22 protein-coding genes and 1 pseudogene are annotated in these 26,175 nt (G+C 71.1%); 9 read left to right on the top strand and 14 right to left on the bottom strand.

Going from position 1 to position 26,175, the window contains the following annotated elements; translation table 11 throughout:
* Positions 1–137: 137 nt before the first annotated feature.
* The 6 genes from ABZ374_RS25315 to ABZ374_RS25290 form a co-directional block, all read right to left on the bottom strand.
* Complete coding sequence (locus ABZ374_RS25315; RefSeq protein WP_360314904.1) at positions 138–1,394, bottom strand: alpha/beta hydrolase-fold protein; 1,257 nt, start codon at positions 1,392–1,394, stop codon at positions 138–140.
* A gap of 230 nt (positions 1,395–1,624) precedes the next feature.
* On the bottom strand, positions 1,625–2,791 hold the full coding sequence (locus ABZ374_RS25310; RefSeq protein WP_360314781.1) for an acyl-CoA dehydrogenase family protein: 1,167 nt from the start codon (positions 2,789–2,791) through the stop codon (positions 1,625–1,627).
* Positions 2,792–2,794: 3 nt separating this feature from the next.
* On the bottom strand, positions 2,795–4,561 hold the full coding sequence (locus ABZ374_RS25305; protein WP_360314779.1) for an acyclic terpene utilization AtuA family protein: 1,767 nt from the start codon (positions 4,559–4,561) through the stop codon (positions 2,795–2,797).
* The gene (locus ABZ374_RS25300; RefSeq protein WP_360314777.1) at positions 4,558–6,555 is read right to left on the bottom strand and encodes a biotin carboxylase N-terminal domain-containing protein; all 1,998 of its coding nucleotides are present in this window, start codon (positions 6,553–6,555) and stop codon (positions 4,558–4,560) included. Before ABZ374_RS25300 ends, ABZ374_RS25305 begins: the two co-directional genes overlap by 4 nt.
* A 144-nt stretch (positions 6,556–6,699) precedes the next feature.
* Positions 6,700–8,298, bottom strand: a complete 1,599-nt coding sequence (locus ABZ374_RS25295) for a carboxyl transferase domain-containing protein (RefSeq protein WP_360314775.1) — start codon at positions 8,296–8,298, stop codon at positions 6,700–6,702.
* A 297-nt stretch (positions 8,299–8,595) separates the two neighbouring features.
* Positions 8,596–9,417: a hypothetical protein gene (locus tag ABZ374_RS25290; RefSeq protein ID WP_360314773.1), complete on the bottom strand. Its 822-nt coding sequence runs from the start codon at positions 9,415–9,417 to the stop codon at positions 8,596–8,598.
* Positions 9,418–9,643: 226 nt separating this feature from the next.
* Between ABZ374_RS25290 and ABZ374_RS25285 the strand changes: the two genes are divergently transcribed.
* The 3 genes from ABZ374_RS25285 (at position 9,644) to ABZ374_RS25275 (ending at position 12,082) form a co-directional block, all read left to right on the top strand.
* Complete coding sequence (locus ABZ374_RS25285) at positions 9,644–10,339, top strand: hypothetical protein (RefSeq protein ID WP_360314771.1); 696 nt, start codon at positions 9,644–9,646, stop codon at positions 10,337–10,339.
* Between the two features lie 95 nt (positions 10,340–10,434).
* Positions 10,435–11,127, top strand: coding sequence for a nucleotidyltransferase domain-containing protein (locus tag ABZ374_RS25280; RefSeq protein WP_360314770.1), 693 nt, complete (start codon positions 10,435–10,437; stop codon positions 11,125–11,127).
* Positions 11,128–11,341: 214 nt separating this feature from the next.
* Positions 11,342–12,082 carry a class I SAM-dependent methyltransferase gene (locus tag ABZ374_RS25275; protein ID WP_360314768.1) on the top strand — a complete coding sequence of 247 codons (741 nt, stop codon included), beginning with the start codon at positions 11,342–11,344 and terminating at the stop codon, positions 12,080–12,082.
* Positions 12,083–12,247: 165 nt separating this feature from the next.
* Here the strand turns inward: ABZ374_RS25275 and ABZ374_RS25270 are convergent.
* Positions 12,248–12,694 (bottom strand): annotated as a pseudogene (locus ABZ374_RS25270) (Scr1 family TA system antitoxin-like transcriptional regulator).
* A 55-nt stretch (positions 12,695–12,749) separates the two neighbouring features.
* Between ABZ374_RS25270 and ABZ374_RS25265 the strand changes: the two are divergent.
* From ABZ374_RS25265 to ABZ374_RS25255, 3 genes are all read left to right on the top strand, one after another.
* A complete protein-coding gene (locus ABZ374_RS25265) occupies positions 12,750–12,962 on the top strand; it encodes a hypothetical protein (protein ID WP_360314766.1) in 213 nt (70 codons plus the stop codon).
* 227 nt (positions 12,963–13,189) lie between these two features.
* Positions 13,190–13,789 (top strand): hypothetical protein, encoded by a 600-nt coding sequence (locus ABZ374_RS25260; protein WP_360314764.1) that lies wholly within the window; start codon positions 13,190–13,192, stop codon positions 13,787–13,789.
* Positions 13,790–14,484: 695 nt separating this feature from the next.
* The gene (locus ABZ374_RS25255; protein WP_360314762.1) at positions 14,485–14,679 is read left to right on the top strand and encodes a hypothetical protein; all 195 of its coding nucleotides are present in this window, start codon (positions 14,485–14,487) and stop codon (positions 14,677–14,679) included.
* Positions 14,680–14,869: 190 nt separating this feature from the next.
* Here ABZ374_RS25255 and ABZ374_RS25250 read toward each other — a convergent pair whose 3' ends face one another.
* Entirely contained in the window at positions 14,870–16,129 is a 1,260-nt protein-coding gene (locus ABZ374_RS25250) for a phytanoyl-CoA dioxygenase family protein (protein WP_360314760.1), read from the bottom strand.
* A 51-nt stretch (positions 16,130–16,180) separates the two neighbouring features.
* Here ABZ374_RS25250 and ABZ374_RS25245 point away from each other — a divergent pair, with 51 nt between their 5' ends.
* Complete coding sequence (locus ABZ374_RS25245; RefSeq protein WP_360314758.1) at positions 16,181–16,888, top strand: IclR family transcriptional regulator; 708 nt, start codon at positions 16,181–16,183, stop codon at positions 16,886–16,888.
* 210 nt (positions 16,889–17,098) lie between these two features.
* Here the strand turns inward: ABZ374_RS25245 and ABZ374_RS25240 are convergent, their stop codons facing one another.
* Positions 17,099–18,661 (bottom strand): APC family permease, encoded by a 1,563-nt coding sequence (locus ABZ374_RS25240; protein WP_360314902.1) that lies wholly within the window; start codon positions 18,659–18,661, stop codon positions 17,099–17,101.
* Between the two features lie 89 nt (positions 18,662–18,750).
* Entirely contained in the window at positions 18,751–19,404 is a 654-nt protein-coding gene (locus ABZ374_RS25235; protein WP_360314756.1) for a TetR/AcrR family transcriptional regulator, read from the bottom strand.
* 190 nt (positions 19,405–19,594) lie between these two features.
* Here ABZ374_RS25235 and ABZ374_RS25230 point away from each other — a divergent pair, with 190 nt between their 5' ends.
* On the top strand, positions 19,595–20,773 hold the full coding sequence (locus tag ABZ374_RS25230) for an FAD-dependent monooxygenase (RefSeq protein ID WP_360314754.1): 1,179 nt from the start codon (positions 19,595–19,597) through the stop codon (positions 20,771–20,773).
* A 92-nt stretch (positions 20,774–20,865) separates the two neighbouring features.
* Positions 20,866–21,786, top strand: a complete 921-nt coding sequence (locus ABZ374_RS25225; protein ID WP_360314752.1) for an alpha/beta hydrolase — start codon at positions 20,866–20,868, stop codon at positions 21,784–21,786.
* Positions 21,787–21,883: 97 nt separating this feature from the next.
* Here the strand turns inward: ABZ374_RS25225 and ABZ374_RS25220 are convergent, their stop codons facing one another.
* The 4 genes from ABZ374_RS25220 to ABZ374_RS25205 form a co-directional block, all read right to left on the bottom strand.
* Positions 21,884–22,708: a heme ABC transporter ATP-binding protein gene (locus ABZ374_RS25220; protein ID WP_360314750.1), complete on the bottom strand. Its 825-nt coding sequence runs from the start codon at positions 22,706–22,708 to the stop codon at positions 21,884–21,886.
* Positions 22,708–23,814 (bottom strand): iron ABC transporter permease, encoded by a 1,107-nt coding sequence (locus ABZ374_RS25215; RefSeq protein ID WP_360314900.1) that lies wholly within the window; start codon positions 23,812–23,814, stop codon positions 22,708–22,710. The genes ABZ374_RS25220 and ABZ374_RS25215 overlap by 1 nt, the downstream gene beginning before the upstream one ends.
* Positions 23,815–23,970: 156 nt before the next feature.
* A complete protein-coding gene (locus tag ABZ374_RS25210; RefSeq protein WP_360314748.1) occupies positions 23,971–24,900 on the bottom strand; it encodes an ABC transporter substrate-binding protein in 930 nt (309 codons plus the stop codon).
* A gap of 219 nt (positions 24,901–25,119) precedes the next feature.
* Entirely contained in the window at positions 25,120–26,130 is a 1,011-nt protein-coding gene (locus ABZ374_RS25205) for a hypothetical protein (RefSeq protein WP_360314746.1), read from the bottom strand.
* Between the last annotated feature and the right edge of the window lie 45 nt (positions 26,131–26,175).

The raw sequence follows: 26,175 nt of genomic DNA, 5'->3' as shown, positions 1-26,175 counted from the left end.
TCGGTGCGACGGCGTCCCGCTCCCGAGCCGGGCGCGGGCCCTGGGCTTCCGTTCGGATGGCGCCGCAGAAGTCTCGCACCGTACCGGGCCGTATTGAAGGGATCGGCCGGGTCGCCCGCCCACCCGCCGCCGGGGTCTCAGTGCAGCGGTCGCCCGCCCGAGAAGGCCGGCCCGCGCACCTCGCCGCCCGGTCCGGTCGCCAGTTCGCGTCCCAGCCACTCGAACGCGCCCGGCAGGCCCCTGGCCCAGGTACCGAAGTTGTGGCCGCCGGACGACTCTATCTGCACCTTCACGCTGTCCGTCGGCCGCAGTTTGCGGGCGAACTCGCGGGCCTCGCGGACCGTCTTGCCCTCGCCCTTGGCCGCGAACAGGTACATCCGCACCGGCGGCCTGCGCACGTCGTCGACGGTGTGCAGCGGGCTGTTGGCCCGGCGCAGCGCGTCGTCGCCGCGGTACAGATCGCCGGTGGTCACGTCGGTGATCGCCTTGAAGTAGCCGGAGAGGCTGGCCGCGGCGGTGTAGCGGTCGGGGTGGCGCAGCGCCAGGTTGACCGAGCAGAAGCCGCCCGTGGAGTAGCCCAGCAGGCCCCATCCGGCCGGCGCGGGCGCGGTGCGGAAGTTGGCCGCTATGGCGTCCGGTACGTCCTGGCCGAGGTAGGTGTCGGCGCGGGCACCGCCGGGGGCGTCCACACACTCGCTGTCCCGGCCCGCGATCGGGTTCTGCGCCGCGATCACCACGATGGTCGGCGGCATCTTGCCCGTTTCCATCAGCCCGGCGAGCATCTGGTGCACCTTCATCCGGCGCAGCCAGGTGTCGGGGGTGCCGGGGAAGCCGGAGGTGAGCTGGATGACCGGGAAGCGGGCGCGAGCGTTCTCCGCGTTGAAGTAGGCGGCGGGCAGGTAGACGAAGGTGTCCAGCTTGTAGCCGGTGCGGGTGCCCTGGATGGAGGTGTTGACCAGCACGCCGTGTTTGGGGTCCGCGCCGGACCGTCGCGGCTTGGGGGTTCGGGGCTGGTCGGTCAGCGGGGGTTTGGTGACCATGAACGGCAGCCCCTTGCCGTGGTCGTCGGAGAACGGCACGGCCGGCCTTGGGTCGAGGTGCTTGACCTTGACGGTGGACACCGACACGTCCGGCACCGGCGGCCCGTCCGCGATGTGCATCAGGTCGGACAGGGTCGAGTAGAAGTACATCTGCGCGTTGACCGCGGCCAGGATGGTGAAGGTGACCATGAGCTGGGTGAACAGCAGCGTGCAGATCCGGCGGGTGCGCTGGAGCGTGGGGCGGTTCCAGAACCAGATGGTGGCGAAGGCGGTGCCTGCCGTGGCCAGCGCCATGCCTATGACGAACCACATGCTCGTGATGTCCACGTCCCAGAAGGGACGCCCCGCCAACATCTGATCCACGCTTCCACTGCCTTCTTCGCCGAGCCCGACCGATGACACCGGTCCCGGCCGACACCCGACACAGTCGCGCCGGGAGCGGAGCAGCCTGCCTCTCCATCTTCTGCCCGGCCGCGTGCTGCCGCGTCGATCCCGAGTCCCGAACCGGGTCATTCACAAGTCGCACGCAAGTACGCCGGGTCCTCCGCGGTCGTAGCGCGGACCGGTACACACGGGGGTGTCGATCAGTACGAGCGCGGCAGTCCGAGGGTGTGTTGCGCCACGTGATTGAGGATCATCTCCCGGCTGACCGGCGCGATCCGCAACGCGCGGGCCATGCCCCACAGGGGTACCAGGCCGTAGTCGCGGCTCATGCCGTTGCCGCCGTGGGTCTGGATGGCGGCGTCCACCGCGTGGATGGCCGCCTCGGCGGCGGCGTACTTGGCCATGTTGGCGGCCTCTCCGGCGGCCTTGACCATCGCTTCGCCCGCGTCGTGCAGCCAGGCGGCGCGGGCCGTCATCAGCGCGGCCGACTCGACCTCGACGGCGGCCTCGGCGAGCGGGTGGGCGATCGCCTGGTGGGTGCCGATCGGGCGGCCCCACACCTCGCGGGTACGGGCGTAGTCGGCGGCGCGGGCGAGCGCGTGGCGGGCGATGCCAACTCCCAGTGCCGCACCGGTCACCCGTTCCGGGTTCAGGCCGTGGAAGACCTGGCGCAGTCCGTCGCCCTCGGTGCCGATCAGTCGGTCGGGGGCGACCGGTACGTCGTCGAAGAAGAGGGTGAACTGCCGCTCGGGTGCGGAGCCCTCGATCGCCAGCGGGGTCGCGGTCAGGCGCGGGTGGGCGGCGTCGACCAGGAACAGCGAGAGCCGGGCGCGGCCGGATTCGGGGTCGGTGCCGGTCCGGGCGACCACCAGGATCGCGTCGGCCTCGTCGACTCCGGAGATGAACTGCTTGGTGCCGCGCACCGACCAGCCGTCGCCGACGCGGGTCGCGGTGGTGGCCAGGCGGTGGGTGTTGGAGCCGGCGTCCGGTTCGGTGATCGCGAACACGATCTTGCCGGTGCCCGCGGCCAGGCGGGGCAGCCAGGTGCGCTTTTGCCCGGCGGTGCCGAACCGGGTGAGCACCTCGCCGGCGATCGCACTGGAGACCAGGAGCAACAGCAGCGGGCAGCCGTGTGCGGCGACCTCCTCGCAGACGATCGCCAGTTCGACCAGGCCGCCGCCTCCGCCGCCGTACTCCTCGGGCAGATTGACGCCGATGTAGCCGTGTTTACCCAGGGCCTGCCACAGTTCGGTGGTGGGTCGGCGGTCGCGGCTGTGCTCGGCGAAGTAGCCGGGGCCGAATCCGTCGGTGATCGCGCCCACCGCGGCGCGCAGGGCCCGGTGTTCGTCGCTCTCTCGGAAGTCCATGGCTCACCCGTCCAACAGCGTCGTGGGGATGTCGGTGTGTCGGGACCGGATGTACTCGGCCAGGCCCTTCGCCTGGGGATCCGGGCGGGTGGTGGCGGCGACGCCCTCGCCGAGCAGGCCGACGATCACGAAGTTGATCGCGCGCAGGTTCGCCAGCACATACCGCTGGATGGGCAACTCGGCTGCTTCGGGCAGCAGTTCGCGTAGTCGATCGACCGTCAGATGCCCGCGCAGCCAGCGGAAGCCGGCATCGCTGCGGGCCCACAGACCCAGGTTGGCGTCGCCGCCCTTGTCGCCGGAGCGGGCGCCGCAGACCAGTCCGAGCGGCGCCCGGCGGGTCGGTCCCGGGTGGCGGACCGGTGGTTCGGCCGGCGGGGTGGCGGCGGGCAGCGGCGCGGTGTGTTCGGGCGGCGCGATCGCCCGCGAGGTGCCGTCGGGCAGCACCACGGTGTGCTCGACCTCGGCGACCGGGATCCACCCGGCCCGAAAGACGCCGTAGGCGGTCTCGGTGGTGGGCGGGGTGGTGGTGTGAAAGCCCGGGTAGCCGGCCAGCGCGAGTTCGACGACCGCGCCGGAGAAGGCGCGGCCGACCTTGGTCGGGTCGGGGTCCTTGACGGTGACCCGCAGGTGCGCGGTGGCCTGCTCGTTGGTCGGCGCGTCGGGTCGGTCGTAGCGCAGCAGCCGTACGTCGACCTCGGCGAACCGGTCCCGGCCGCCGAGCGTGTCGAAGAGCATGCGTTCGGCGTGCGCGGCCTTGGCCTCGATGTCCAGGCCGGTCAGCACCATGGTCATGGTGTTGCGGTAGCCGCCGAGTTCGTTGACGGCGACCTTGAGGGTGGGCGGCGGCGGCAGTCCGCGCACGCCGCGGATGCGCACCCGGTCCGGACCTGCCGGGCCGAGCGTGATGGTGTCCAAGCGGGCCACCGCGTCGGGGTTGGCGTAGGCGGGTCCGGCGATCTCGTACAGCAGTTGCGCGGTGACCGTGCCGATCGACACCAGGCCGCCGGTGCCCGGGTGTTTGGTGATCACCGAGGAACCGTCGGCGGCCAGCTCCGCGATCGGGAAGCCGGGGCGGCGGGTGTCCAGCGCGAAGTCGTGGCTGCGGCCCGGCCGGTGCAGGCGTGGGAGGTCGCCGAAGAACGGGTAGTTGCCGCCGGTGGCCTGCGGGCCGCATTCGATCACGTGGCCCGCGACGACGGCGCCGGCGAGCCGGTCGTGGTCCGTGCGCCGCCAGCCGTGCCACCAGGCGGCGGGGCCGACCACCAGGGAGGCGTCGGTCACCCGCGGGCAGACCACGATGTCGGCGCCCCGGGCGAGGGCTTCGGCGATGCCCCAGCCGCCGAGGTAGGCATTCGCGGTCACCGCGCGCGGTCCCGCGTCGATCCGGTCCAGTACGTCGTCGCCGCTCACGTAGGCGATCCGCGGGGCCAGGCCCAGGCGTTCCGCGCTCGCCCGCAGGCGTTCGGCCAGGCCCGCCGGGTTGAGCCCGCCGGCGTTGGAGACGATCCGGATGCCCCGGTCCAGGCAGGTGCCCATCACCTGTTCCATCTGGGTGACGAAGGTGCGCGCGTAGCCGGCGTCGGGGTCCTTGTTCCGGGCCTTCCACAGGATGGACATGGTCAGTTCGGCCAGGTAGTCGCCGGTGAGCACGTCGATCGGGCCGCCTTCGACCATCTCGCGTGCGGCGGCCGGTCGATCGCCGTAGAAACCGGAGCAGTTCGCGATCCGGACCGGGCGGCGGGCCGGCGTCCCGTCGGTCGAGGCGCTCATCGCGCGGCCTCCGCGTGAGTCTCGGCGTCGGCGTCGGCGTCGGGGGCCACGATCGCCAACACCGTGCCGGCGTCCACCGGTTCGCCCGGACGCACGGTCAGTCGACCGACAACGCCCGCGTGCGGTGCGAGCACCTCGTGTTCCATTTTCATCGCCTCGACGGCCAGGACGAGTTGTCCGGCCACGACGTGTTGGCCCTCTTCGACCGCGACCCGGACCACCGTGCCGGGCATCGCGGCCGACAGCGAACCGACGGGCTCCCGAACGGGTTCGGCCGGTTCCGGCAGTCGCGGCAGCTCGGTCAGCTCGCTCGCGCCCAGCGGGCTGTCCAGGTGGATCGTGTCGCCGACCCGGTGCACCGAGACGGTGCGCCGCACCCCGTCCGCGGTCAGGTCCACCCGATCCGCGTGTGCGGCGTGAACGACCAGACCGGGCAACGGCTTTCCGTCGATCGCGACCTGGTCGGGGAGACGATACGTGACCACCGTGCGGCCGTCGGTGTCGTGCGCGTAGGTCACCTGCTGGTCGGCGCTGCGGACGTTGCGCCAGCCGCTCGGAATGCCGCCCAACACGCGGGCCGCCGCCCGCCGTTCGGCCTGTCCGGCCAGGGCCGCGGCGGCGGCGTGGATCGCCGCCGCCGCCGGGTCGGGGGCGCACAGTTCGGCCGGCGGATGTCGATCCAGGAAGCCGGTGTCCGCGTCTCCGGCGGTGAACTCGGGCGAGCGCAGGATGCCCACGAGCAGGTCGCGGTTGGTGCGCACGCCGTGCAGTCGGGCCCGGGCGAGCGCGTGGGCGAGCTTGCGGCAGGCCTCGTCGCGGGTCGGCGCGTACGCGATCACCTTGGCCAGCAGCGCGTCGTAGTGCGGGCCGATCCGGCTCCCTTCGGCCACGCCGGCGTCCACCCGGATGCCGTCCCGCTCGGCCAGTTCGAAGCGGTGCAGCGTGCCGACGGAGGGGGCGTAGCCGCGGCCGGGGTCCTCCGCGTACAGCCGGGCCTCGATGGCGTGGCCGGCGGCGACCGGTTCGGCGGGCAGCGGGTGGCCCTGGGCGACCAGGAGTTGCAGCCGGACCAGGTCCAGGCCGGTGGTCAGTTCGGTGACCGGGTGCTCGACCTGGAGTCGGGTGTTGACCTCCAGGAGGTGGAACGCGCCGGCCCGGTCGAGCACGAACTCCACGGTGCCCGCGCCGACATAGCCGATCGCCCGACCGGCGGTCACCGCCGCCGCGCACAACCGGGCCCGCAGCGCCGGGTCGACGGCCGGGGAGGGGCTCTCCTCGATCAGCTTCTGATGCCGGCGCTGGATCGAGCAGTCCCGCTCGAAGAGCGCGAGCACCGTGCCGTGGGTGTCGCCGAAGATCTGCACCTCGACGTGTCGGGGGCGCTCCACCAGACGCTCCAGGAAGACGGTGTCGTCGCCGAACGCGGCGCCCGCCTCGCGCCGGGCGCCGGCCACCGCCTCGGCCAGCGCGGCCTGTTCGCGCACCACCCGCATGCCTCGGCCGCCGCCGCCGAAGGCGGCCTTGACCAGCAGCGGGAAGCCGATCCGGGCGGCGAGTTCGCGTGCGTCGCCGTCCTCGCGGACGATCCCGCCGGGCAACACCGGCACACCCGCCGCGCCGAGCAGTTCCTTCGCGGCGAGCTTGTCCCCCATCGCGGCGATGGTCCGCGCCGCGGGCCCCACGAAGACGAGCCCGGCGGCCTCGACCCGCCGGGCGAAGTCGGCATTCTCGGACAGGAATCCGTAGCCCGGGTGCACCGCGTCGGCGCCGGTGCTCCGGGCCGCCTCGATCAGCAGGTCGGCACGCAGGTAGGTGTCCGCGGCGGTTTCGCCGGGCAGCCGGACCGCCTGATCGGCCGCCGCGACATGGGGCGAGTCGGTGTCCGGATCGGCGTACACGGCCACCGTGTCGATGCCCATCGTGTGTGCGGTGCGGGCGATCCGGACCGCGATCTCGCCGCGGTTGGCGATCAACAGCCTGCGGATGAACGGCATACGATCCCCTCGGTGTGCGGTTTCCGGGCGGCGGGGCGGCTGGGGTGCCTCGGGTGTCCCGGCGCCGGGTGGGCGAGGCGGCCGGGGTGCCTGCGGTGTGCTGCCGCCTGGCGGGCGGGTCGGCTGGGGTGCCCTCGGCCGGCGTCACATGCGAAAGACCCCGTAGCCGGTGGTGCCCGCGACCGGTGCCGAGTGCGCCGCGGACAGCGCGATGCCGAGCACCGTGCGGGTGTCGCGCGGATCGATCACGCCGTCGTCGTAGAGCCGCGCGGTGACGAAGAACGCGTGCGACTCGCGCTCGATCTGCGCCTCGATCGCGCTCCGGCGCAACTCGTCCACCTCCTCGTCGAAGGCGATCCCGCGCGCCGCGGCGGCCTGCCGGCCGACGATGGACAACACGCCGGCCAGTTGCGCCGCACCCATCACGGCGAGCTTCGCGGTCGGCCAGGCGAACAACAGCCGGGGGTCGAAGGCGCGGCCCGACATGCCGTAGTTGCCGGCGCCGAAGGACGCGCCGATGTTCAGGGTCAGGTGCGGCACGGTCGAGTTGGTCACCGCGTTGATCATCTTGGCGCCGTCCTTGACGATGCCCCCCTGTTCGTACGCGGTGCCCACCATGTAGCCGGTGGTGTTCTGCAGGAACAGCAGCGGGGTGTACGAGCGGTTCGCCAACTGGATGAACTCGGCGGCCTTGCGCGACTCCTCGCCGAACAACACGCCGCGCGCGTTGGCCAACACCCCCACCGGGAAGCCGTGCACCGAGGCCCATCCGGTGACCAGGCTGGTCCCGTAGCCGGGCTTGTACTCGCCGAACCGCGAACCGTCCACCACCCGGGCCAGCACCTCGCGGGGATCGAACGGCACGCGCAGGTCGGCGGAGACCAGGCCGAGCACCTCGTCGATGTCGTACAGCGGCTCGTCCGCCGGGTGGGTCGGCCCGGGGCCGTGCTTGTGCCAGTTCAGCTCGGCCACGATCCGCCGACCGATCCGCAGGCAGTCGTATTCGTCCACGGCGTAGTGGTCGGCCAGCCCGGACACCCGGGCGTGCATCGCGGCGCCGCCCAGTTCCTCGTCGTCGGCCTCCTCGCCGGTGGCCATCCGCACCAGCGGTGGGCCGCCGAGGAACACCTTGGCCTGCCCCGCCACGAGCACCGAGTGGTCGCACAGGCCGGGGATGTAGGCGCCGCCCGCGGTCGAGTTGCCGAACACCAGCGCGATGGTGGGGATGCCCAGCGCGGACAGCTCGGTCAGGTCGTGGAAGACCCGACCGCCCGGCACGAACAGCTCGGCCTGGGTGGGCAGATCGGCACCGCCGGACTCGACCAGGCTGATCACCGGCAGGCGGTTGCGGCGGGCGATCTCCAGGGCGCGCAGGTTCTTGCGCAGTGCGTACGGGTTGAGCGAACCGCCGCGCACGGTCGGGTCGTTGGCGATCAGTACGCACTCGACGCCGGAGACCGGGCCGATGCCGGTGACCAGGCCCGCGCCGACGGTGAACTCGGTGCCCCACGCGGCGAGCGAGGACAGTTCGAGGAAGGGCGCGTCCCGGTCGAGCAGCAGCTCGATGCGCTGACGGGCGGTCAATCGGCCGCGCGCCAGGTGCCGTTCGACGTAGCGCTCGCCGCCGCCGGCGCGGGCCAGGTCGAGTTGTTCGTGCAGCGCCGCGAGCGCGGCGAGTTGCGCGGTGCGGTTGTCCCGGTAGATGTCCGACCGGGGATCGAGCCGGGAACGAAGAACGGGCACGAGCACGCCTCCTCACCTGTCGAACATGACGGGGCATGTCGACGGCAGCTTCCGGATGTTAACGGCCGGTAGCTTGGCTGCGGAAGGGGTGCGGGGCGCGGAAGGGGTGCGGGGCCGGGCGTTCGCCGGATGCTCGGGGGGTGCGGAGGGGCGTGGCGGGCGCGGGTGGGCCATTCGAGTGCTCCGGGCGGGGCGGGGCGGGCGGTGGGCATCGCTCCGGTACCCCTTTGGCCGGGAAAACACGACATCGACGCGGCCCGGGAGTGGCGGGGTCGCGTCGATGTGGGTGGGGTCGGGTCAGCCGTGGTGGCCGTGGTGGCTGTCGTGGTTCTGGTGGCCTTGGTGCCCCGCGTGGGCCGCGTGCGGGTCGGCCGGGGCGGCGGGCTTGCCGGCCTCGACGGTGAACTCGGCGGTTCGCACCACGCCCCCGTGCTTGAAGTCGAGGAAGAACCGGTAGGTGCCGACGCTGGGCAGCTCGGTGTGGAAGGCGATCTCCGGGCCGGCCGGGGTCACTCCGTCGCCGGGCGCGCCGCCGGGGTGCACGTGCAGGTAGGCCAGGTCGCCCTCGCGCAGCACCACGAGGTGGCCGAACGCGGCGAGGTAGGGCTCCAGGTCGGTGACGGGCCGACCGTCCCGGGCGACCGAGAGGGTGATGTGCGCGCCCTGCCCGGCGGCCGGCTCCCCCGCCAGGGTCACCGTGTAGCCGTCCACCTCCGCGGTCGGCGCCGGCGCGGGCAACGGCACCGGCCGGAAGTCGCCGGCGACCTGGACGTCGACGCCGAGGGTGAGCGGGGTGCCGGTCACGGCCGGGGCGAAGTCGGTGAAGACCCGATAGGTGCCGGCCCGGTCGAGGGTCAACTCCTGGGTCCACACGCCGTCCTCGCCGAGCACCGGGTGTACGTGGCGGAAGCCGCTCAGGTCGCGCCGCACCACGATCAGGTGCAGGTCCTTGTCGTGCTGCGGTAGGTATTCGCGCACCGGGGCTCCGTCGGGGCCGTCGATGCGGAACGCGAAGGTGCCGGCGGGCGCGGCGACCGGGACCAGCGTGTAGCCGTCGCGCGAGACCTGGAGTCCCTCGGGGGTGCCGGCGGCGGCGGTGTGGTGGGCGTGGACGGTCATGGCGATCTCCCGTGCGTCGTGCGATCCGGCCGAGCGGGCCCGGTCGGACCACTCGCGGTGGCCTTGGTGGCGGCCACAACCAAAAGTTATACCCCTGGGGGGTATCAGGCAAGTGCAAGTGCCGGGTGCGCCGGGTGGCGGGGGTCACTTGACGGCTAACGCCGTTAGCCGGATGATGGACACAGAGCAGCTAACAGCGTTAGCTCATCGAGTCTCGGGAGAACTGATGACCATCACCACCGCGCAGACGACGACCGCTTCGACCGGGCAGGTCGCGCCCGACGCACCGGGTACGCCGAGCAGGCGCTCGCTCGCCGCCGGGGTCGGCCACGCCGCCGTGTGGGTCGCCGGGCTCACCGTCGCGGCAGGGGCCACGCCGGAGCTTGGTGATTCGGCCGCCGAGGTCACCTCGGCCTATGCGGGCGACGCCGGCCGGGCCGTCGCCCAGTCCGTGCTGGTGCACGGGCTCGCGGCCGGCGCGTTGGCCGTCCTCGGTATCGCCTTGCTGCGTCGGGCCGGCGGGGATCGGGGAGCCCGCTTCGCCGGTTGGGCCGGGACGACCGCCGCCGGACTGGCCGTGCTCCAGCTCGTGCTCGAACTGGTCGCGATCGGCCGGGCGGACGCGGCCGATCCGGGCCTCGCCGGTGGGCTGTTCGACCTGATCCAACGCATCGACGGCGTCAAGATGTTCGCCCTCGCCGCGCTCGCGGTGGGAGCCGTGGCGGCCCGTCGGGTCGTACCGCTGCGCCGCTGGGAATCGTTCACCGGGTACGCGCTGGCCGCCGCGATCGTCGGCTCGGGCCTCGGTTACCTGCTCCTGAACACCGCGCTCGGCGGATTGGCCCTGCTCTCCCTGCCGCTGCTGCTGGTGTGGGTCCTCGCGCTGGGCCACGCGCTGAGCCGGCGACCCGGTCGACGCTGAAGGAAAAACCGGATTCGCATCGCACCCGCCGTATCGGATACTTCGGAATCGAACGGTGCCACGATCATCATCACGGGGAAGCGGGGATCGGCGGGATGCGTACGTTGCTGATGGGGGTGGTCGGCTCGACCGCCTACGGACTGGCCACGCCGGAGTCGGACGAGGACCTGCTCGGGGTGTACATCGCCGATTCGCGGGAGGTCCTGGGGTTGAACGGCGCCAACGCGACGAGCAGTTCCAAGGTGACCACCAAGCCCGATGTGACGATGCACGAACTGGGCAAGTACTGCGGCCTGGCGCTCAAGTGCAACCCGACGGTGACCGAGCTGCTCTGGCTCCCCGAGTACCGCGTCGAGACCGAGGCCGGCCGCCGACTCCGGGCCCTGCGCGGCGCGTTCCTGTCCACGGAGTACGTACGGTCGGCCTACGGCGGCTACGCCGTCCAGCAGGCCAAGCGGCTACAGGGCCGGCACGAGGCGGGCAAGGCCGGCTTCTCCGCCGACACGGCCAAGCGCACCGCCAAACACGGCCGGCACTGCCTGCGCCTGCTGCTTCAGGGCCAACAACTCCTACGCACCGGCGAGTTGCTTCTCGACGTGAGCGCCCACCGCGAAGACCTCTTCGCCGTCGGCCGACTGGCCGCCGAAAACCCCGAAGCCTTCGCCCAACGCTTCGAACGCGAAAAGGCCACCCTCGACGCCATCGACTCGGCCCTCCCCGACCACCCCGACCGCGAAGCCATCGACACCCTGGTCGTCGACCTCCGCCTGGCCGCCCTCACGGGCTGAACCCGACGGCGCCCCTTCCCCAAATCCCGGGAAGGCGCGACAATCCCACGCCCTGTCAGGCGCCGAGCGCGGCCGTCAAGGGCAAGCCACGACGTTGGATCACTCCGGAACCGATGATCCGGGGTGCGGGGTGGTTGGGTCGAAACCATGGGAAGGCGACGACGAGTTGTGGGCGGTCGACAGCGCCGCTCGGCATCCGGCAGAGTGGCCGTCCGTGACGAGCAGTGAACTGTGGACCCGTGCCACCGCCGACCGCTACGACGCCGAGGAGACCGAAGCGTCCTCGGCTGCTGTTCTCGGGCCGACTCTCGCCTTCCTCGCCGAGCTCGCCGGAGACGGCCGGGCACTGGAGTTCGCCATCGGAACCGGGCGAGTGGGAGTCCCGCTCCGGGAACGCGGCGTGCCGGTAGTGGGCATCGAACTGTCCGAGCACATGGCAGCGGTGCTACGACGCAAGATCGACGAGGACACACTCCCGGTAGTCATCGGGGACATGGCCACCACTGTCGTTCCCGGTGAGTTCACCCTGGTCTACCTCGTCTACAACACCATCACGAACCTGCTCACTCAGGACGAGCAGGTCGAGTGCTTCCGCAACGCCGCACGGCATCTGGAGCCCGGCGGCCGATTCGTCATCGAGTTGGGTGTGCCGCCGCTGCGGTTCCTGCCACCCGGCCAGGTCGCGGTGCCGTTCGATGTCTCCGAGCAGCATCTCGGCTTCGACACCTTCGACCTGGTCGAGCAGATTCTCGTCTCGCACCACTTCACCCGCGACGGCGACGACGGCTGCTACCGCCGCGACAACTCCCGGCACCGGTACGCCTGGCCGGCAGAGCTCGACCTGATGGCACGGATCGCCGGGCTCGAACTGGAACGTCGCGTCGCGGACTGGGACGAGGCTCCGTTCACCCAGGACTCCGCGAAGCACATCTCCGTGTGGCGCAAGCCGGCCTGAGGTCGGCCACCGGGCTGTCGGGGGTGACGTCGTTGCGGTAGCCGTCGACGGCTGCCCGGGAGAAGCCCAGGGCGTTCGCGCTGCGAAGCCTGGCCGGAAGGACCTCGTGCAGCCGGGACCGGACTCCAGCCTCGGTCGCCTCGGATATGTCAGCCCATCCTCGGCTCATGGTGGAGCCGCCGGGTCGCGGCCGGGAAGACCGACACGTCGGCCTGGCATGGCCAAGTGCTCGGACTCGGTCACGTGTCCCCTGACATGTAATCGAGCATTTCTGCCGACAATATCGGTGGGAGAGCCGACTCCTGCCGGCGCTCGTGGGCGGCCGGTATCGGGCACCTTCCGTGTACGCGGCATGAAGGGCAACACGTGGACCGAGATCTCGGGTAGATCCGTCATAGTCCGAAGATGACGGAGTCGGCGCACCATAACCTCGCCGCCCACCGGTCGCAGCAGCACGGACTTGTCGCGTCATTCGCAGGTGAAGACGCTCTTCGAGTGCTCGGGTCTCCACGCACGGAGAAGTGCCCTGGCATAGTCCTCCGTCTGAAGCAGCCCGGGCACAACGTGCGCCATGTACTGCCGGATTCGGGTTGTCTGCTCCGCAAGCTCCATGAGCCGCCTCACCCAGTCCGGAATGGACCCGCGGTTGCCGGGTGGCCGCGTACGAATGATCGATGCCACCCGGCATCCGGGCCAACCGGCCGGCGACGTGATCGCGCTCGACGATTTCGCGCCCGGCCGCGCGGTATCCGTCCAGCCGCCCGACGGCGGCCTGTTCCGGGCACGCCGGATTCACGAAGTCGAGCACGCACCACCACACCACTGGGCATTTTCGCTGCACCGCAAGGGAACTCCACACCCCACGCACCCATTTGCGTAGCCCCCCGACTACGGAAAGTGCCATCTCGCCATCCCGATCGGCGAAATGGGGTGTCTGGGGCGAACGCGCGCGACACAAAAGCGCAACGAGAAGTTTCCACTGGAAATCTCGGCTGCCCATGTCGTTGGAACACCGATAGGTTGTGCGCTTCCAAGGCTCCGCGTCTCCGGTTCTCCGGATCTCCGCGCCTTCAACGCTCCGCATACCCCTGGGGGATCCCGCACGCCATGACCATGCCGTTCCAGAACGAAACGCAGCTCATCATCCGTCAGAATTTCCGCCCGATCGTGAACCAGTACGTGGTCCACCTGGTCGGTCCGGACGGGAAGCACGGACCGGTGATCGCGTTCGCACAGCAAAAGCGCGGCAAGCTCAAGGAAGAGGTCATCCTCTACACGGATGACACCAAGACCACCGAACTCGCCCGCTTCAAGGCGCGCCAAATGCTCGACGTACGCGCCCAGCACGACGTGACCGGCGTCGAGGGCACCAACCTCGGCATGTTCTCGAAGGACTTCAAGAAGTCCCTCCTGCGTTCCACCTGGAACCTCGAACGCCCGGACGCCGCCAAGGCCGTCGGCCAGGAGCGCAGCCTCTTCGGCGCGATCCTGCGCCGCGTGTGGGGGTTCATACCCGTGGTCGGCGCCTGGCTGCCGGCCCCCACGTACCACTTCGACTTCGTCGACGAGAGCGGCAAGCCCGTCCTGACCGTCGAGCGCCAGATGAAGCTCCGCGACCAGTACCTGGTCAAGCTCCCCGACTCCACCATGGACCGCCGCCTCGCCATCAGCGTCGCAGTAGCCATGGACGCCATCCAGAACCGCTGACCAACCCCGGCGCACACCCGCCACCCCTCCCCCGCGCGCGCCGACCGCCCCCGAACCGGCCGGCGCGCGCGGGCGGGGACCGGCAAGTAGCCCCCTGCGGCGGCACCGGAAATGCACCCACGAGGATGTCGGCTTCAAGGCCCGCAGCCGGGTCGGGAAATGCCCTCGAAGTCCGGCCGGAGATTCCCAGCGAGCGGGAACCCGTGTGGCATTCGATGCCCGAAAGCGAGTGAGACTCGCCGGGATCGGTGCTGCGATGATCGCGGACGATGCCGGGTGTCCGGGCAGCTGAAGCCGAGCAGTCGATCGGCGGGGCCGGACCCGTCGTCCGCCGAGTAGACCGAGACGGAGACGACGTCAGCCCCACCGGCGAACCGAGCGGGGGGGTTGACGTCTCGGCCGTTCGGGCCAACGGAGCACTTGCCGCCGGCCGGACGGGACCATCACTCGAAGCGCCCGGAGGCGGTACGAAGCGGGCTTGCTCGATCCCCCCATGCCGCTCGCCGATGTAGACCTGCCGTTGGCGTAGCCGACCCGCGTCGTAGCTGTCGCCTCGAGTCCCCTTGACAAGGGGGGCCTGCAACTCGGCGATCAGGGTCAAGCAGATCGGCTTCTTCTTGATCAGTTCAAGTCCGCGCTCCGCCGCGCGGACGTAGTTGAGGATTTCTCGGGCCGTCGTCTCGGGCATCTCACTGATGATCCCGATGTGGTGGCCCACCGTCACCCGCCTCGCGGTGTTCAACATCGCCAACGCGGCCCCGCAGGTCGCGGCCCCGTTCGTGGCGTCCTGGATCGTGGACGCGGGCGGCTACGACCTGATGTTCCAGGTCGCGGCCGCGATCAGCATCGTCGGGGCCCTCCTGGTGGTCAAGGTCAAGCACGTGCGCTGAGCACCACGTGCGGCAGCCCGCGTCGGAGCGGGTGGGGCGCCCCGGTCGGCATGGCGCGGTGACTTGCCACCCGACCGGGCGCTTGCCCATCCGCACCGACCACCGACCCGGTGACGTCTTGTCGTCCGGAGCCGCCGCGCCCCTTCACCACGTACCCCGCCCCGACATCCGAAGGGCCGGACACGCGTACCTATTGGGTCGCGGCGCGGGCGGCGATCCTTCCGGCTTTGTCGGCATGGAAGAGGGCGTCGTTGTAGTGGCAGCCGGACGGCACCCACTCGAAGGTCTTCTCCTGGGAGAACTTGTAGTACAGCGCGCGGCGGCCGGCGCCCGGGCCGGTCGGCGGCGGGGTGCTGTGCATGATGTCGCCGAAGTGCAGGGTGAGGTCCCCGGGCTCGGTCTCGATCCTGACCACCGGCAGGTCGCCCTCCTCGCCCCACTTCAGCCAGTGGTTGGCGTGGCGGTGGGAGCCGGCCAGGACCATGAGTTGCCCGTTGGCGGGGTTGGCGTGGTCGAGTTGGATGCCGGCCTGGATCAACGGGCACAGCGCGGGGTGGCCGCCGATGCCGTCGTCGGTGTGCCAGCCCAGGTTGCCGTCGCCCTTGACCAGGTCGGAGGACTTGACGAACACCATCGGGCCGTCGAGGCGATCGTCACAGACGCGGAACCCGGGGTCGGCCAGGCGGGCGAGCTCGGTCATGCGGGGCTCGAAACACAGCTCCTGGAGTACCTCGGAGTGGCGACCGAGGTAGTTGATCCGGGTGACGACCTCTTCCCCGTCGCCGTTGAGCGACCACCACGAGAAGCGGTCGCCCGGGGTGGTTCGGGAGCGTACGTGCTCGACCTCCGCGGCGAACCGGGCCACCTCGGCCTCGGCATAGACGCCCTTGACGTGCAGGAAGCCCGTGGTGTCGAGGAAGTGCCGCATCTCCTCGCGGTTGCCGTCGGCGGGGAAGCTGCGACGCAGGTCCAGCGGTTTGCCGTCGCGGTCGACCAGGGTCTCCCGGACGGCGTTGGTGTAGATGGGCCGCCCGGTCAGCAGGGCCCGGGTGGCCGGCTCCCACCGTTTCCAGTCCCGGAGGGTGCCGCGCACGACCTCCGCGCGCTCGGTCCGCACACAGCCGGTGGCGGTCAGGAGCTCGTTGACGTACTCGGAGAAGGTGGGCTCGTCGAGTTCGATCACGGTGGCCGCGCCCGCGTCGCCCTCGACCGCCTCGACCCCCTTCGGCCCCGCGATCCACGTGTAGGCGCGACCGTCGGGGAGGCGGAACGCCAGTGGCGGCACGCCGTCGAGGTCGTCGACGAAGAGGTCGCGGTGTTCGGCACCGAGCGCGGGGAGGTGCACGGTGTGGAACCGGCCGAACGAGTGGCGGGGAAAGGAATCCGCGATCGCCTCGACCCAGGGAAGGCCGGTGCCGGTGGTGTCGGCGCCCATGGTGACGCTCCTCATCGTGTTACCATGTAACATGATTGTGTTTCCTGGTGAGGATAGGAGCGCCTAGTGTCCTCGGTCAAGGAAATCCGGTCGGTGCGGAACGCGTGCCGGCTTCTCGAAGAGGTGGCCCGGCAGCAGCCGACCGGGGTCAGCGATCTCGCGCGGATCACCGGGATCGACAAGAGTGCCGCTCATCGGCTCGCGGTGACCCTCAACGCCGCGGGGTGGCTGCAGCGCACCGCGGACGGTCGCTGGTACCTCGCCCCCAAGCTGCTCGCGGTGCTGCGCGAGTCCTCCTCGATGTCGCTCGCCGAGAGCGCCCGCCCGTTGCTGGAGGCCGCCCGGGACGCGACCGGGGAGACCGCGATGCTGGTGGTCCCGGAGGGCAATCGGCTCCTGATCGCCGATGTCGTCGAAAGCGGTCACACGCTGCGCGTCTCGGTCACCGTCGGCTCGGAGATGCCGGCGAGGTCGAGCTCGGCGTTGCGTGCGATCGCGGCCCGCCTGCCCGCGGAACAATTGCCGGCCTGGCGTCGCGTCGATCCCGAACTCACCGACCAGGCCCTTCGGGCCACCCGAGAGCGCGGGTGGGGCCTGAACGACAACGAGGTGTCCGACGGCACACGCGCCGTCGGTGCGGCGCTGTGCGGCGCCGACGGCCTGCCGATCGCCGCGCTCGTGGTGGTCGGCCCCTCGACCCGCTTCGACAGAGAACTGATGCCGCCCCATGGCGAGTTGGTGGCCCGCCTCGCCGGCGACTGGGACGGACGTTGACGGCCCCGGAAACCCGGTGCGGGTGTGCGTCGTTCGATCGGGCCGGGTTGCGCCCTGACGGGTGAGCTGCGGCCCTCGCTCGCTCCGCCGCGGTCGTTGTGGCGCGCCGGGCCGGCCGACCCCTGTCCGCATGCGACGAACAAGGGTTGAGCGGGAGTTCGGGCCCGGTGGGGTGTCGGCGGCTGCGGGAGTTGTACTCCTGGCGGGGTGTCAGTCTTCGTCCGGGACCAGGACCGGGGTGTCGCGTTTGAGGACTTCGCCGCGGAAGAAGGCCGGACTCTTGAGGCGTTGGAGTTCCATCAGGATCGCGCCGAGGACCAGCAAGCCGACGCCGATGATGAAGACGCTGCCGACGCCCGCCACCCGGTTGCCGTCGCCGTAGTTCGGGTCGGCCACGTCCACCAGCGTCTTGAGGAAGATCGCGCCCAGCATCAGGCCGCCGAGCGCGGGCAGTACGCCCTTGATCATCGTCTCGTGGAGGTTGCGGGAGAGGTCCTTGCGGAAGTACCACACGCAGGAGAACGCGGTCAGCGAGTAGTAGAAGCAGATCATCAGGCCCAGCGCGTAGATCGTGTCGGTGAGCACGTTCTCCGACAGGATCGTCATGATCGTGTAGAACGCACCGGTCGCGACGCCGGCCGAGATGGTGGCGAACCCCGGTGTCCTGAAGGTGGGATGCACGCGCGAGAACACCTTGGGCACCGCCTCGTACGCGCTCATCGACAACAGCGTGCGCGCGACCGGGATGAAGGTGGTCTGGAGGCTGGCGACCGAACTGGCCAGTACCGCGACGAACATCAGGATGCCCAGGCCCGAACCCATCACCGGGTCGGCCAGCTTGGCGAAGATGTTGTCGTCCTCGTCGTTGTTCAGGCCCAGTCCGGTGGTCCCGGTGCCCGCGTACATCAGCGTCGCGACACCGGTCATCAGGTAGGCGACCACGATGAACAACACCGAGATGATCGCGGCCCGGCCCGGCACCTTGGGGCCGCCGGCGGTCTCCTCGTTGATGCTCAGGGCGGTGTCCCAGCCCCAGTACATGAAGATCGACAAGGACAGACCCGCGGTCAGCGCGGTGAAGCCGCCGTCGATGGAGAACGGGTTGAACCAGTCCCAGGAGAACGGGATCGACGTGGGCACGTCGCCGGCCGTGGCCTTGGTGATCGCCATCACGACGAACAACGCGAGCACCGCGAGTTGCAGGGCCACGAGCACGTACTGGACCCGCTTGGTAACGGTCATCCCGCGATAGCTGATCGCGGTGGCGATCGCGATGAAGGCCAGGCACGTGGGCACGTGCACCAGCTTGTTGTCGTCCAGGTTCCGGACCCAGTCGCTGTCGAACGCCTCACCGAGCGCGAGGTAGAAGAACGACGTACCGATGCCGGCCAGGTTGGACAACACGATGACGGTCGCCATCACCAGACCCCAGCCGCACATCCAGCCCACGCGCGGGCCGAACGCCTTGACCGTCCAGGTGAACGAGGTACCGGCGTCCGGCACCGCCTTGCTCAGCTCGCGGTACGCGAACGCGACGAGCAACATCGGGACGAAGCCGACCAGGAAGATCGCCGGAGCCTGCGTGCCGACCTTGTTGACCGTGGGCCCGAGCGCGCCGGTGAGGGTGTACACGGGCGCCACCGTGGAGATGGCGACGACCACGCTCCCGAGCAGACCGATGGAATTTCGGCGCAGGCCCTTGTCCTTGAGATCCGACTCCGGGAGGTAGTGCGACTCCCCTACCCGGTGGTGCTTGTCGCCCCTCTGGCGCACGTGCTCGTTACTCACAAGTGAACAGACTAAGTCAGGATGAAACGACTTTTGACCAAGGAGGTCACGAACGATCCGGTGAGTCGCTCATGTCACTCGTTGGGGCTTTCCGGGCCGCGCCGAGCGTCACCGACTCCGAGCATCCCGGAGAGCAGTTCGACGACCCCGACCCGGATGTCGGCCCGCGACGGCGGCGTCGCCCAGCCCGCGCCGGCGATCGCGTCGAACATCACCCCCTCACACCACGCGACCACGAAGCGGCCGTGCCGCTCGGGCGTCGTCGAGCCGAGCGCGGCGAGCATGCCGACCGCCGCGCCCCGGAACGCGGTGCCCGCCTCGTCGTACATCGTGCGCAGCTCGGACCGGCGGGTCGCCTCCAGGGCCAGTTCGTAGCGGGCGATCTTCTGGTCCCGCCCGCTCCGGATCGCGGCGCTCACGATCGTCGCAACCAGGTCGGCGACGCCCGCCACGTCGCCCGGCAGCGCGAGGTGCACCTCGCCGTCGGCCAATATGGGCGCGAACTCGCCCGCTTCCAGCACGGTCATCCGCGCGAGCGCCACCTCCAGGAGCGCGGCGCGCGTGCGCGCGTAGTACGACGTCGATCCGGGCGGCAGCCCCGCGCTCTCGTCGACGGCGCGATGGGTCAGGCCGCGCATGCCGCGCTCGACGAGCAGGCGGATCGCGGTGTCGCCGATCAGGACGAGGCGGTCCGGACGGTCGGGGCTGGTGCGCTTCGCGGTGGTCACGCGGGCCAGCCTGCCATGCGTCCGCTACGGCTGTAGAGATTCACCCTCTACGGCCGTAGAGATACCTCCACTACAACCGTAGAGGAAATGGCCACTACGGATGTAGAGTCGGCATCACGGCCTCTACACCTGTAGTGGATGCGAAGGCGCGGACGTCGACACCGACATCCGCATCGACATCGGGGGAACCATGTCCGTCACCAAGCCCGAAGCGATCGTCGTCGGCGCCGGCCCCGGCGGACTCACCGCCGCGATCGCCCTGCACCGCCGGGGCTGGTCCGTGCTCGTCCTGGAACGCGCCGCCACCCTGGAGCCGATCGGCGCGGCCATCGCCGTCGCCCCCAACGGACTGCGCGCGCTGGACGCCGTCGACGCGGGCAGGCAACTTCGCGACTCGGCCGCGATCCGGGGCGCCGCGACGCTGCGTCGGCCGGACGGGCGGGTGCTCGCGCCCACCAGCGCCGAGGCGTTCGTCGAGCGCTTCGGCGAGCCGATGGTGGTGGCGCCGCGGGCCGAGCTGATGCGGGTGTTGCTCGCGGGCCTGCCGGCCGACGCGCTGCGCACCGGCACGACGGTGGCCGGCGTGCGACCGGGCGGCGCGGACCGGCGCGCGTCGGTGACCACCACGACCGGCGAGACCCTGACCGCCGACCTCGTGGTCGGCGCCGACGGGATCCGCTCGCCGATCCGCGGCGCGCTGTTCCCCGAGCACCCCGGTCCGCGCTACGCCGGATTCACCACCTGGCGTGCGATCGTGCCGCACGTCGAGGTCGTACCGGGCGAGACCTGGGGCCGCGGCCTGGTCTTCGGCTCGATGCCGCTGGCCGACGGCCGGGTGTACTGGTACGCGACCGCGAACCGCCCGGCCGGTGTCGTGCACGGCGACGAGCGCGCCGAACTGCTGCGCCTGTACCGCGACTTCCACGCGCCGACCCGGCAACTGATCGAGGCGGCGACGCCCGAGCAGATCCTGCACCTGGACGTGCACGAAATGGCCGAGCCGCTGCCCGCGCACCACCGGGGGCGGGTCGTGTTGATCGGCGACGCGGCGCACGCGATGACGCCCAACCTGGGTCAGGGCGGCAATCAGGCGTTGGAGGACGCCATCGAACTCGCCGACGTGCTCACCGGCGTGCCCGCCGGCAAGGTGGCCGACGCGCTGCCCGCGTACACCAAGCGACGGCTGGCACACACCTCGGAGGTGGTGCGCAAGTCGCGGCGGCTGGGGGCGATGGCACAGTGGGAGGGTCGGGGCGCCGTGGCGATCCGGGACGGACTCCTGCGGGTGGCCGGGCGCTTGGCGCCGGACGCGGCGTTGCGACCGTTGGACTCGATCCTGGGTCGGCGCTCGCCGGACGCTGCGGTCTGAGCCCCGGGAGGGCCGCCGTGTGGGTTCCGCCCACGAGGCATGCGTCGTACATTCCGTACCGGCCGGTATGTGGGTGACGGAGAGGGAACACCGTGTCGATCGATCCGCAGCTCGTGGAGTTGTTGAGTCTCATGCCGGAGGATCTGTTCGTGGGCGACGCGGCCGGCGCGCGGGCGACCATCGACGCCGGAATCGGGCTGCTGCCGGTGATGACCGAGCTGGCCCGGGTCGAGGATCGCACCATCGCGGGCGCCGAGGACGACCGGCCCGTGCGGGTGTACCGGCCCTCGGCGGAGCCCGATCTGCCGGTGACCGTGTTCTTCCACGGCGGCGGATTCGTGATCGGCGGCCTGGACAGCCACGACGCGCTGGCCCGGCGGATCGCCCGGCACGCCGAGTGTGTGGTGATCTCGGTGGACTATCGGCTCGCCCCGGAACACCCGTTCCCGGCCGCGATCGAGGACGCCCTCGCCGCCTACCGGTGGGTGCTCGACCACGCCGCCGAATGGGGCGTCGATCCGAGCCGGATCGCGCTGGCCGGGGACAGCGCGGGCGCCACCCTGTCCGCGACCACCTGCCTGCTGGCACGCGAACACGGCCTTCCCCAACCGGCGTTGCAGATGTTGTGGTATCCGGCAACGGGCGTCGAGGGCACCGCGTCACGGATCGAGAACGCGCACGCGCCGCTGCTCTCGGCCGCCTCGATCGCCTGGTTCATGGCGCACTATCTCGGCGGACGCGGACTCGACGAACTGGGCCCGTACGCCGCGATCGGCACCATCGAGGACCTGTCCGGCCTGGCCCCGGCGCACGTGGTCCTGGCCGGTCACGATCCGCTGCGCGACGAGGGCGCGGACTTCGCCGAGCGGCTGCGCGCGGCGGGCGGCACGGTGGAGTGCGAGCTGTTCGAGGACATGGTGCACGGCTTCATGAGCTTCGTGGACCTGGTCCCGCGCTGCGCGGAGTGCGCCTCGGGCTCCTTCGCGGCGCTGCACAAGGCACTGCACCCGTAGCGCTGTCGCGCCGGGCACCGCACCTGCGGCGGTGCCGATCAAGGCCCGGCGCCCGCCGCCCCCGGGCGCCGCCTCCCGGGGCGCCCCGCCGGCGGCGTCAGCGCGACGGCAGGATCAGCAGTTCGTCCGTGCCCGGTCGACGCAGCACGTCCACGGGATGGCCGTACAGCTCGGTCAACACCGGCGCGGTGCACACCTCTTCCGGCGGGCCGCACCCGACCAGGCGGCCCCGGGCGAGCAGGGCGATCCGGTCCGCGTAGGCGGCGGCCAGGTTGAGGTCGTGCAGCACGATCACCACCGCGTCGCCTCGACGGGCCCGGTCCCGGGCCAGCCGCAGCACGTCCTCGGTGTGCTTGAGGTCCAGGGCGGCGGTGGGCTCGTCGAGGAAGAGTACGGGCGCGCCCTGCGCGAGCACCCGGGCCAGCGAGACCCGGGCCCGCTCGCCGCCGGACAACGACGGGTAGACCCGGTCGGCCAGGTGCGCCACGTCCGTCTCGGCCAGGCACCGGGCCACGATCGTGTCCTCGGACTCGTCGCTCGGCAGCCCCGCGTGCGGCGCGCGGCCCATCCGGACCACCTCGTCCACGGTGAACGGGAAGGACAGCGTGACGCTCTGCGGCAACACCCCGCGACGCAGCGCCAGATCGCGCTGCGAGTAGTCGGCCAACGCCCGATCGGCGATCCGCACGGTGCCGTGATGCGGCGTCAGGTCGCCGGTGAGCAGGCCGAGCAGGGTGGACTTGCCCGCGCCGTTGGGACCGAGCACCGCGACGATCTCGCCGTGGCGCACGGTCAACGAGACGCCGTCGACCAGGTTGCGGCCGGCGATGCCATAGGTGACATCCTCCGCTTCGACGCCGATCCTGCCGATTTCGGGCGCGCTCGCAAGCGCCGCGGTCCGGTTCCGGGCGAGCAGCCTCATCAGGCCCAACCTCCTTGCCGGGAACGGGTCCTGCGCAGCAGCCACAGGAAGAACGGGGCGCCGATCAGCGCGGTGAGCACGCCGAGCGGAACCTCCTTGGGCATCGCGATGGTGCGCGCCGCGAGGTCCGCACCGACGGTGACCAGCGCGCCGAGCACGGCGCTCGCGGGCAGCAGCAGCCGGTGTCGCGGGCCGGCGATCAGCCGGATGATGTGCGGAACGACCAGGCCGACGAAGGTGATCACGCCGGCTGCGGCGACGGCCGCGCCGACCAGGGTGGCACTGAGCACGACCACCACGATGCGCACCCGTTCGGTGTCCACACCCAGGTGTCGGGCGCCGCGTTCGCCGAGCGCCATGATGTCGAGCGCGCGGGCGTACCGGGGCAGGATCAGCAGGCCGACGAGCGCGAACGGCGCGAGCGCGCCGATGATCTTCCAGCTCGCGCCGCCGACGCTGCCCAGGTTCCAGAAGGTGATGCTGCGCAGTTCGGCGTCGTCGGCGACGAAGGTGAACAGCCCGATCGCGGCGCCGGCCAGCGCGTTGATCGCGATGCCGGTCAGCACCAGGGTGACCACCTCGGTGCGGCCGTCCGCACGCGAGAGCAGATAGACGAACAGCGTGGTGAGCAGGCCCCCGGCGAAGGCGAACGCGGTCACCGTCCAGGAGCCGAACGTGGACACGCCCAGCACGATCGCGCCGACCGCGCCCAGGGCCGCGCCGGAGGACACGCCGATCACGCCGGGCTCGGCGAGCGGGTTGCCGAACACGCCCTGCATCGCGGCCCCGGCGCAGCCCAGGCACGCGCCGACCATGATGCCCAGCACGATGCGCGGGAAGCGGATGTTCCACAACACCGCCTCGTTGGCCTGTGAGACGTGGCCGACGTCCAGGCCCAGATGTCGCAGCGCCGAGGAGAGCACCTGGTCGGAGGGGATGTCGAAGGCCCCCATGCCGGCCGAGACGATGCTCGTGACCAGGAGCAGCAACAACAGGGTCGGCATCAGCCAACGGCCGTGCCGACGCGGCGCGGCGGTGACCGGGGTCGCCGCGGTCGTCGAGGCCGCGGGGGGAACCGGGGTGGTCGTTTTCGCGAGTTCGACCACCGGCGGCAGTGAGTGCGGTTCGTCCGCGGGTTCTTGACGCTCCGTCACCGTTGCCACGGTCTCCCCCGTCCCTTCCCGTTGTTCGTGCGCAAGCGCCGGGCGGGCCGGCACGGCCCGTCCGGCGCTTGCGGTCGGCGGGCCGCGGCCCGGCCGTCCCTAGCCATGCAGCAGATCGACGAGCTTGTTCAGCGCGACGCCCGCGGTCGGGCCACCGCCGCCCAGTTCGAGGTCGTCCATCGCGACGACCTTGCGGTTCTGGCCGGCGGGCGTCTGGGCGACACCGGGCAGCTTGAGCACGCCGTCGACGCCGCCGACCGACTCCAGGCCCTTCTGGAAGACCAGGATGACGTCGGGCTTGGCCGAGACCATCGCCTCGGGGGTCAGCGCGGCGGACATCTCGACGCCCAGCTCGGTGCCGGTGTCGATGCCGCCGGCCGCGGTGATCATGCTGTCCGGGCCCAGGCCCTTGCCGCCGATCTGGTACAGGTTGGCCTGCCCGCGGATGTAGAGGAACGCCACGCGCGGCTTGGTGGTGGCCTGCGCGCCCTTGGCCTTGGCCGTGGCGATCTCGCCGGCGGTCCGGTCGGCCAGCGTCTTGCCCTTGTCCGGCACGCCCAGCGCGGTGGCGATGGTGGTGATCCGGGTGATCGCGTCCTCGGGCTTGCTGCTGTCCGGGATCAGCACGATCGGTACGCCGGCCGCCTTGAGCTGGTCGATCGCGGTGCGCGGGCCGACCGAGGCGCTGCCGATGGCGACGGTGGGCCGCTGGGCGAGGATGCCCTCGGGGTTGAGGCCGCGCGAGTTGCCGAAGGTCGGCTTGCCCTTGCTCTCCGGCAGGACGGCGCCGGAGGTGTCCACGCCGACCACGTTCGGGGCCAGGCCCAGGGCGTACACGGTCTGCGCGATGTCGCCGCCGAGCGGCACGATCCGGCTCGCGTCCTTGACGGTGACCTTGCCCATCGTGGTGTCCACGGTGGCGGGCAGCACCGAACCGGCCGGGGCCTGGTCGGCCTTGCCGTCGGACTTCTTGTCGTCGTCGCCGCACGCCGTGGCGAACGCGGTGATGGCGAGGACGGCCGCGGCCACCTTCAAGCTTGTTCGACGCAGACGCATCCGGCGGCCTTTCGGGCTGTGGAGAGAGCGGAAGGCAGGCTTCCGTTATTAGGCAAGCCTTGCCTTGTCCTACTCCGCAACCTAGAGGTGAGGCTTGCCTAACTTCAAGCCCGGATCGGGTGGACAACGTCACATGTGGGGCGTGCTCGCCGGCTCACCGGACGAGCAGGCGCGACACCGACATCACCGGCGTCAGCGCTCGCGCCAGGCGCGGCTGTGCCGACGGATCTCGGCGGCGGAGAAGTTCTCGTGGTCCTCGCCCCACGCGGTGACCCCGTCGAAGGTCCACTCGGTGAGGCCGTTGACGGTGAACAGATTCGGGTTCAGGAAGAAGCCGAGCCGGTTGTGCATGCGCCCCTCGGCGTGCAGTTCGCGGCCGAGTTCGTCGACGCCGTCCAGGACGATCCGGGTCGCCCAGCCGGTGGCGTCGTCGCGTTCGACCACCTCGCGGCGCCCCTTGGCCAGCTTGGCCCAGGTGCCGTCGCGGAGCAGGTAGCCGTGGATGGACACGCAGCCCGAGCCGAAATCCAGGGTGATGCTGTGGAAGGCGTCCCGCGCGGAGGCGGTCGCGTAGCTGTAGCCGCCGCGCTTGGCGGGCGACTGCATCAGGCCCGGACCGAACTGCGAACGCGGCCCCCACGAACGGTCCCGGAAGCCGTACGAGTCGACCGCGATCTCCTCGCCGCGCAGCACCACCGTGCCGGTGTACCGCCCGGGCTGGTCCACGTGCTTGTCCCCGAGGTAGTGCGGCGGCAGCACCCCGGTGAAGGTCAGGTCGACGTGGATCTCGTCGCCGCCGTCCGGATCGTCGTAGCCGATCTCGTACACCGCCTGCGGCCGCACGCAGCGCACCCGGAACCCGTTCGGCATGCGCAGGTCGGTCAGGTCCTGGTCCGGGATCGGCAGGTGCCAGAAGTTCTTGGCGTAGACCGCCTCGTGCGGGTGTTGCCCACTGTCGTCCCAGAAGTACGCGCCACCCGCCGCGACCCCCTGGTTCGCCCGGAAGAACGGATAGAGCTGTCCGGACAGCCGCTTGTGCGGCACCGTGAAGGTGAACCAGGAGGTCTCCGACCAGTACGGGTCGTCGCTGGTCGGGGGGTGGAACCGGTCGTCGGGGTGGTGCTCGATGTGGTCCGCGGTGTGCTGCTCGGCCGGATCTGCGGCAGCCTGCTCGGCGTGCGGCTCGGCGTGCTCGGTGGTCATGGCCAACGGGTACTACGGGTGCTTGGCCGAGTCAATGATTATGGC

The sequence above is a fragment of the Embleya sp. NPDC005971 genome, from assembly GCF_040629175.1.
GTDB lineage: Bacteria > Actinomycetota > Actinomycetes > Streptomycetales > Streptomycetaceae > Embleya.
The sequence above is the reverse complement of the archived record's forward strand: the minus strand, read 5'-3'. Positions and strand labels throughout refer to the sequence as shown.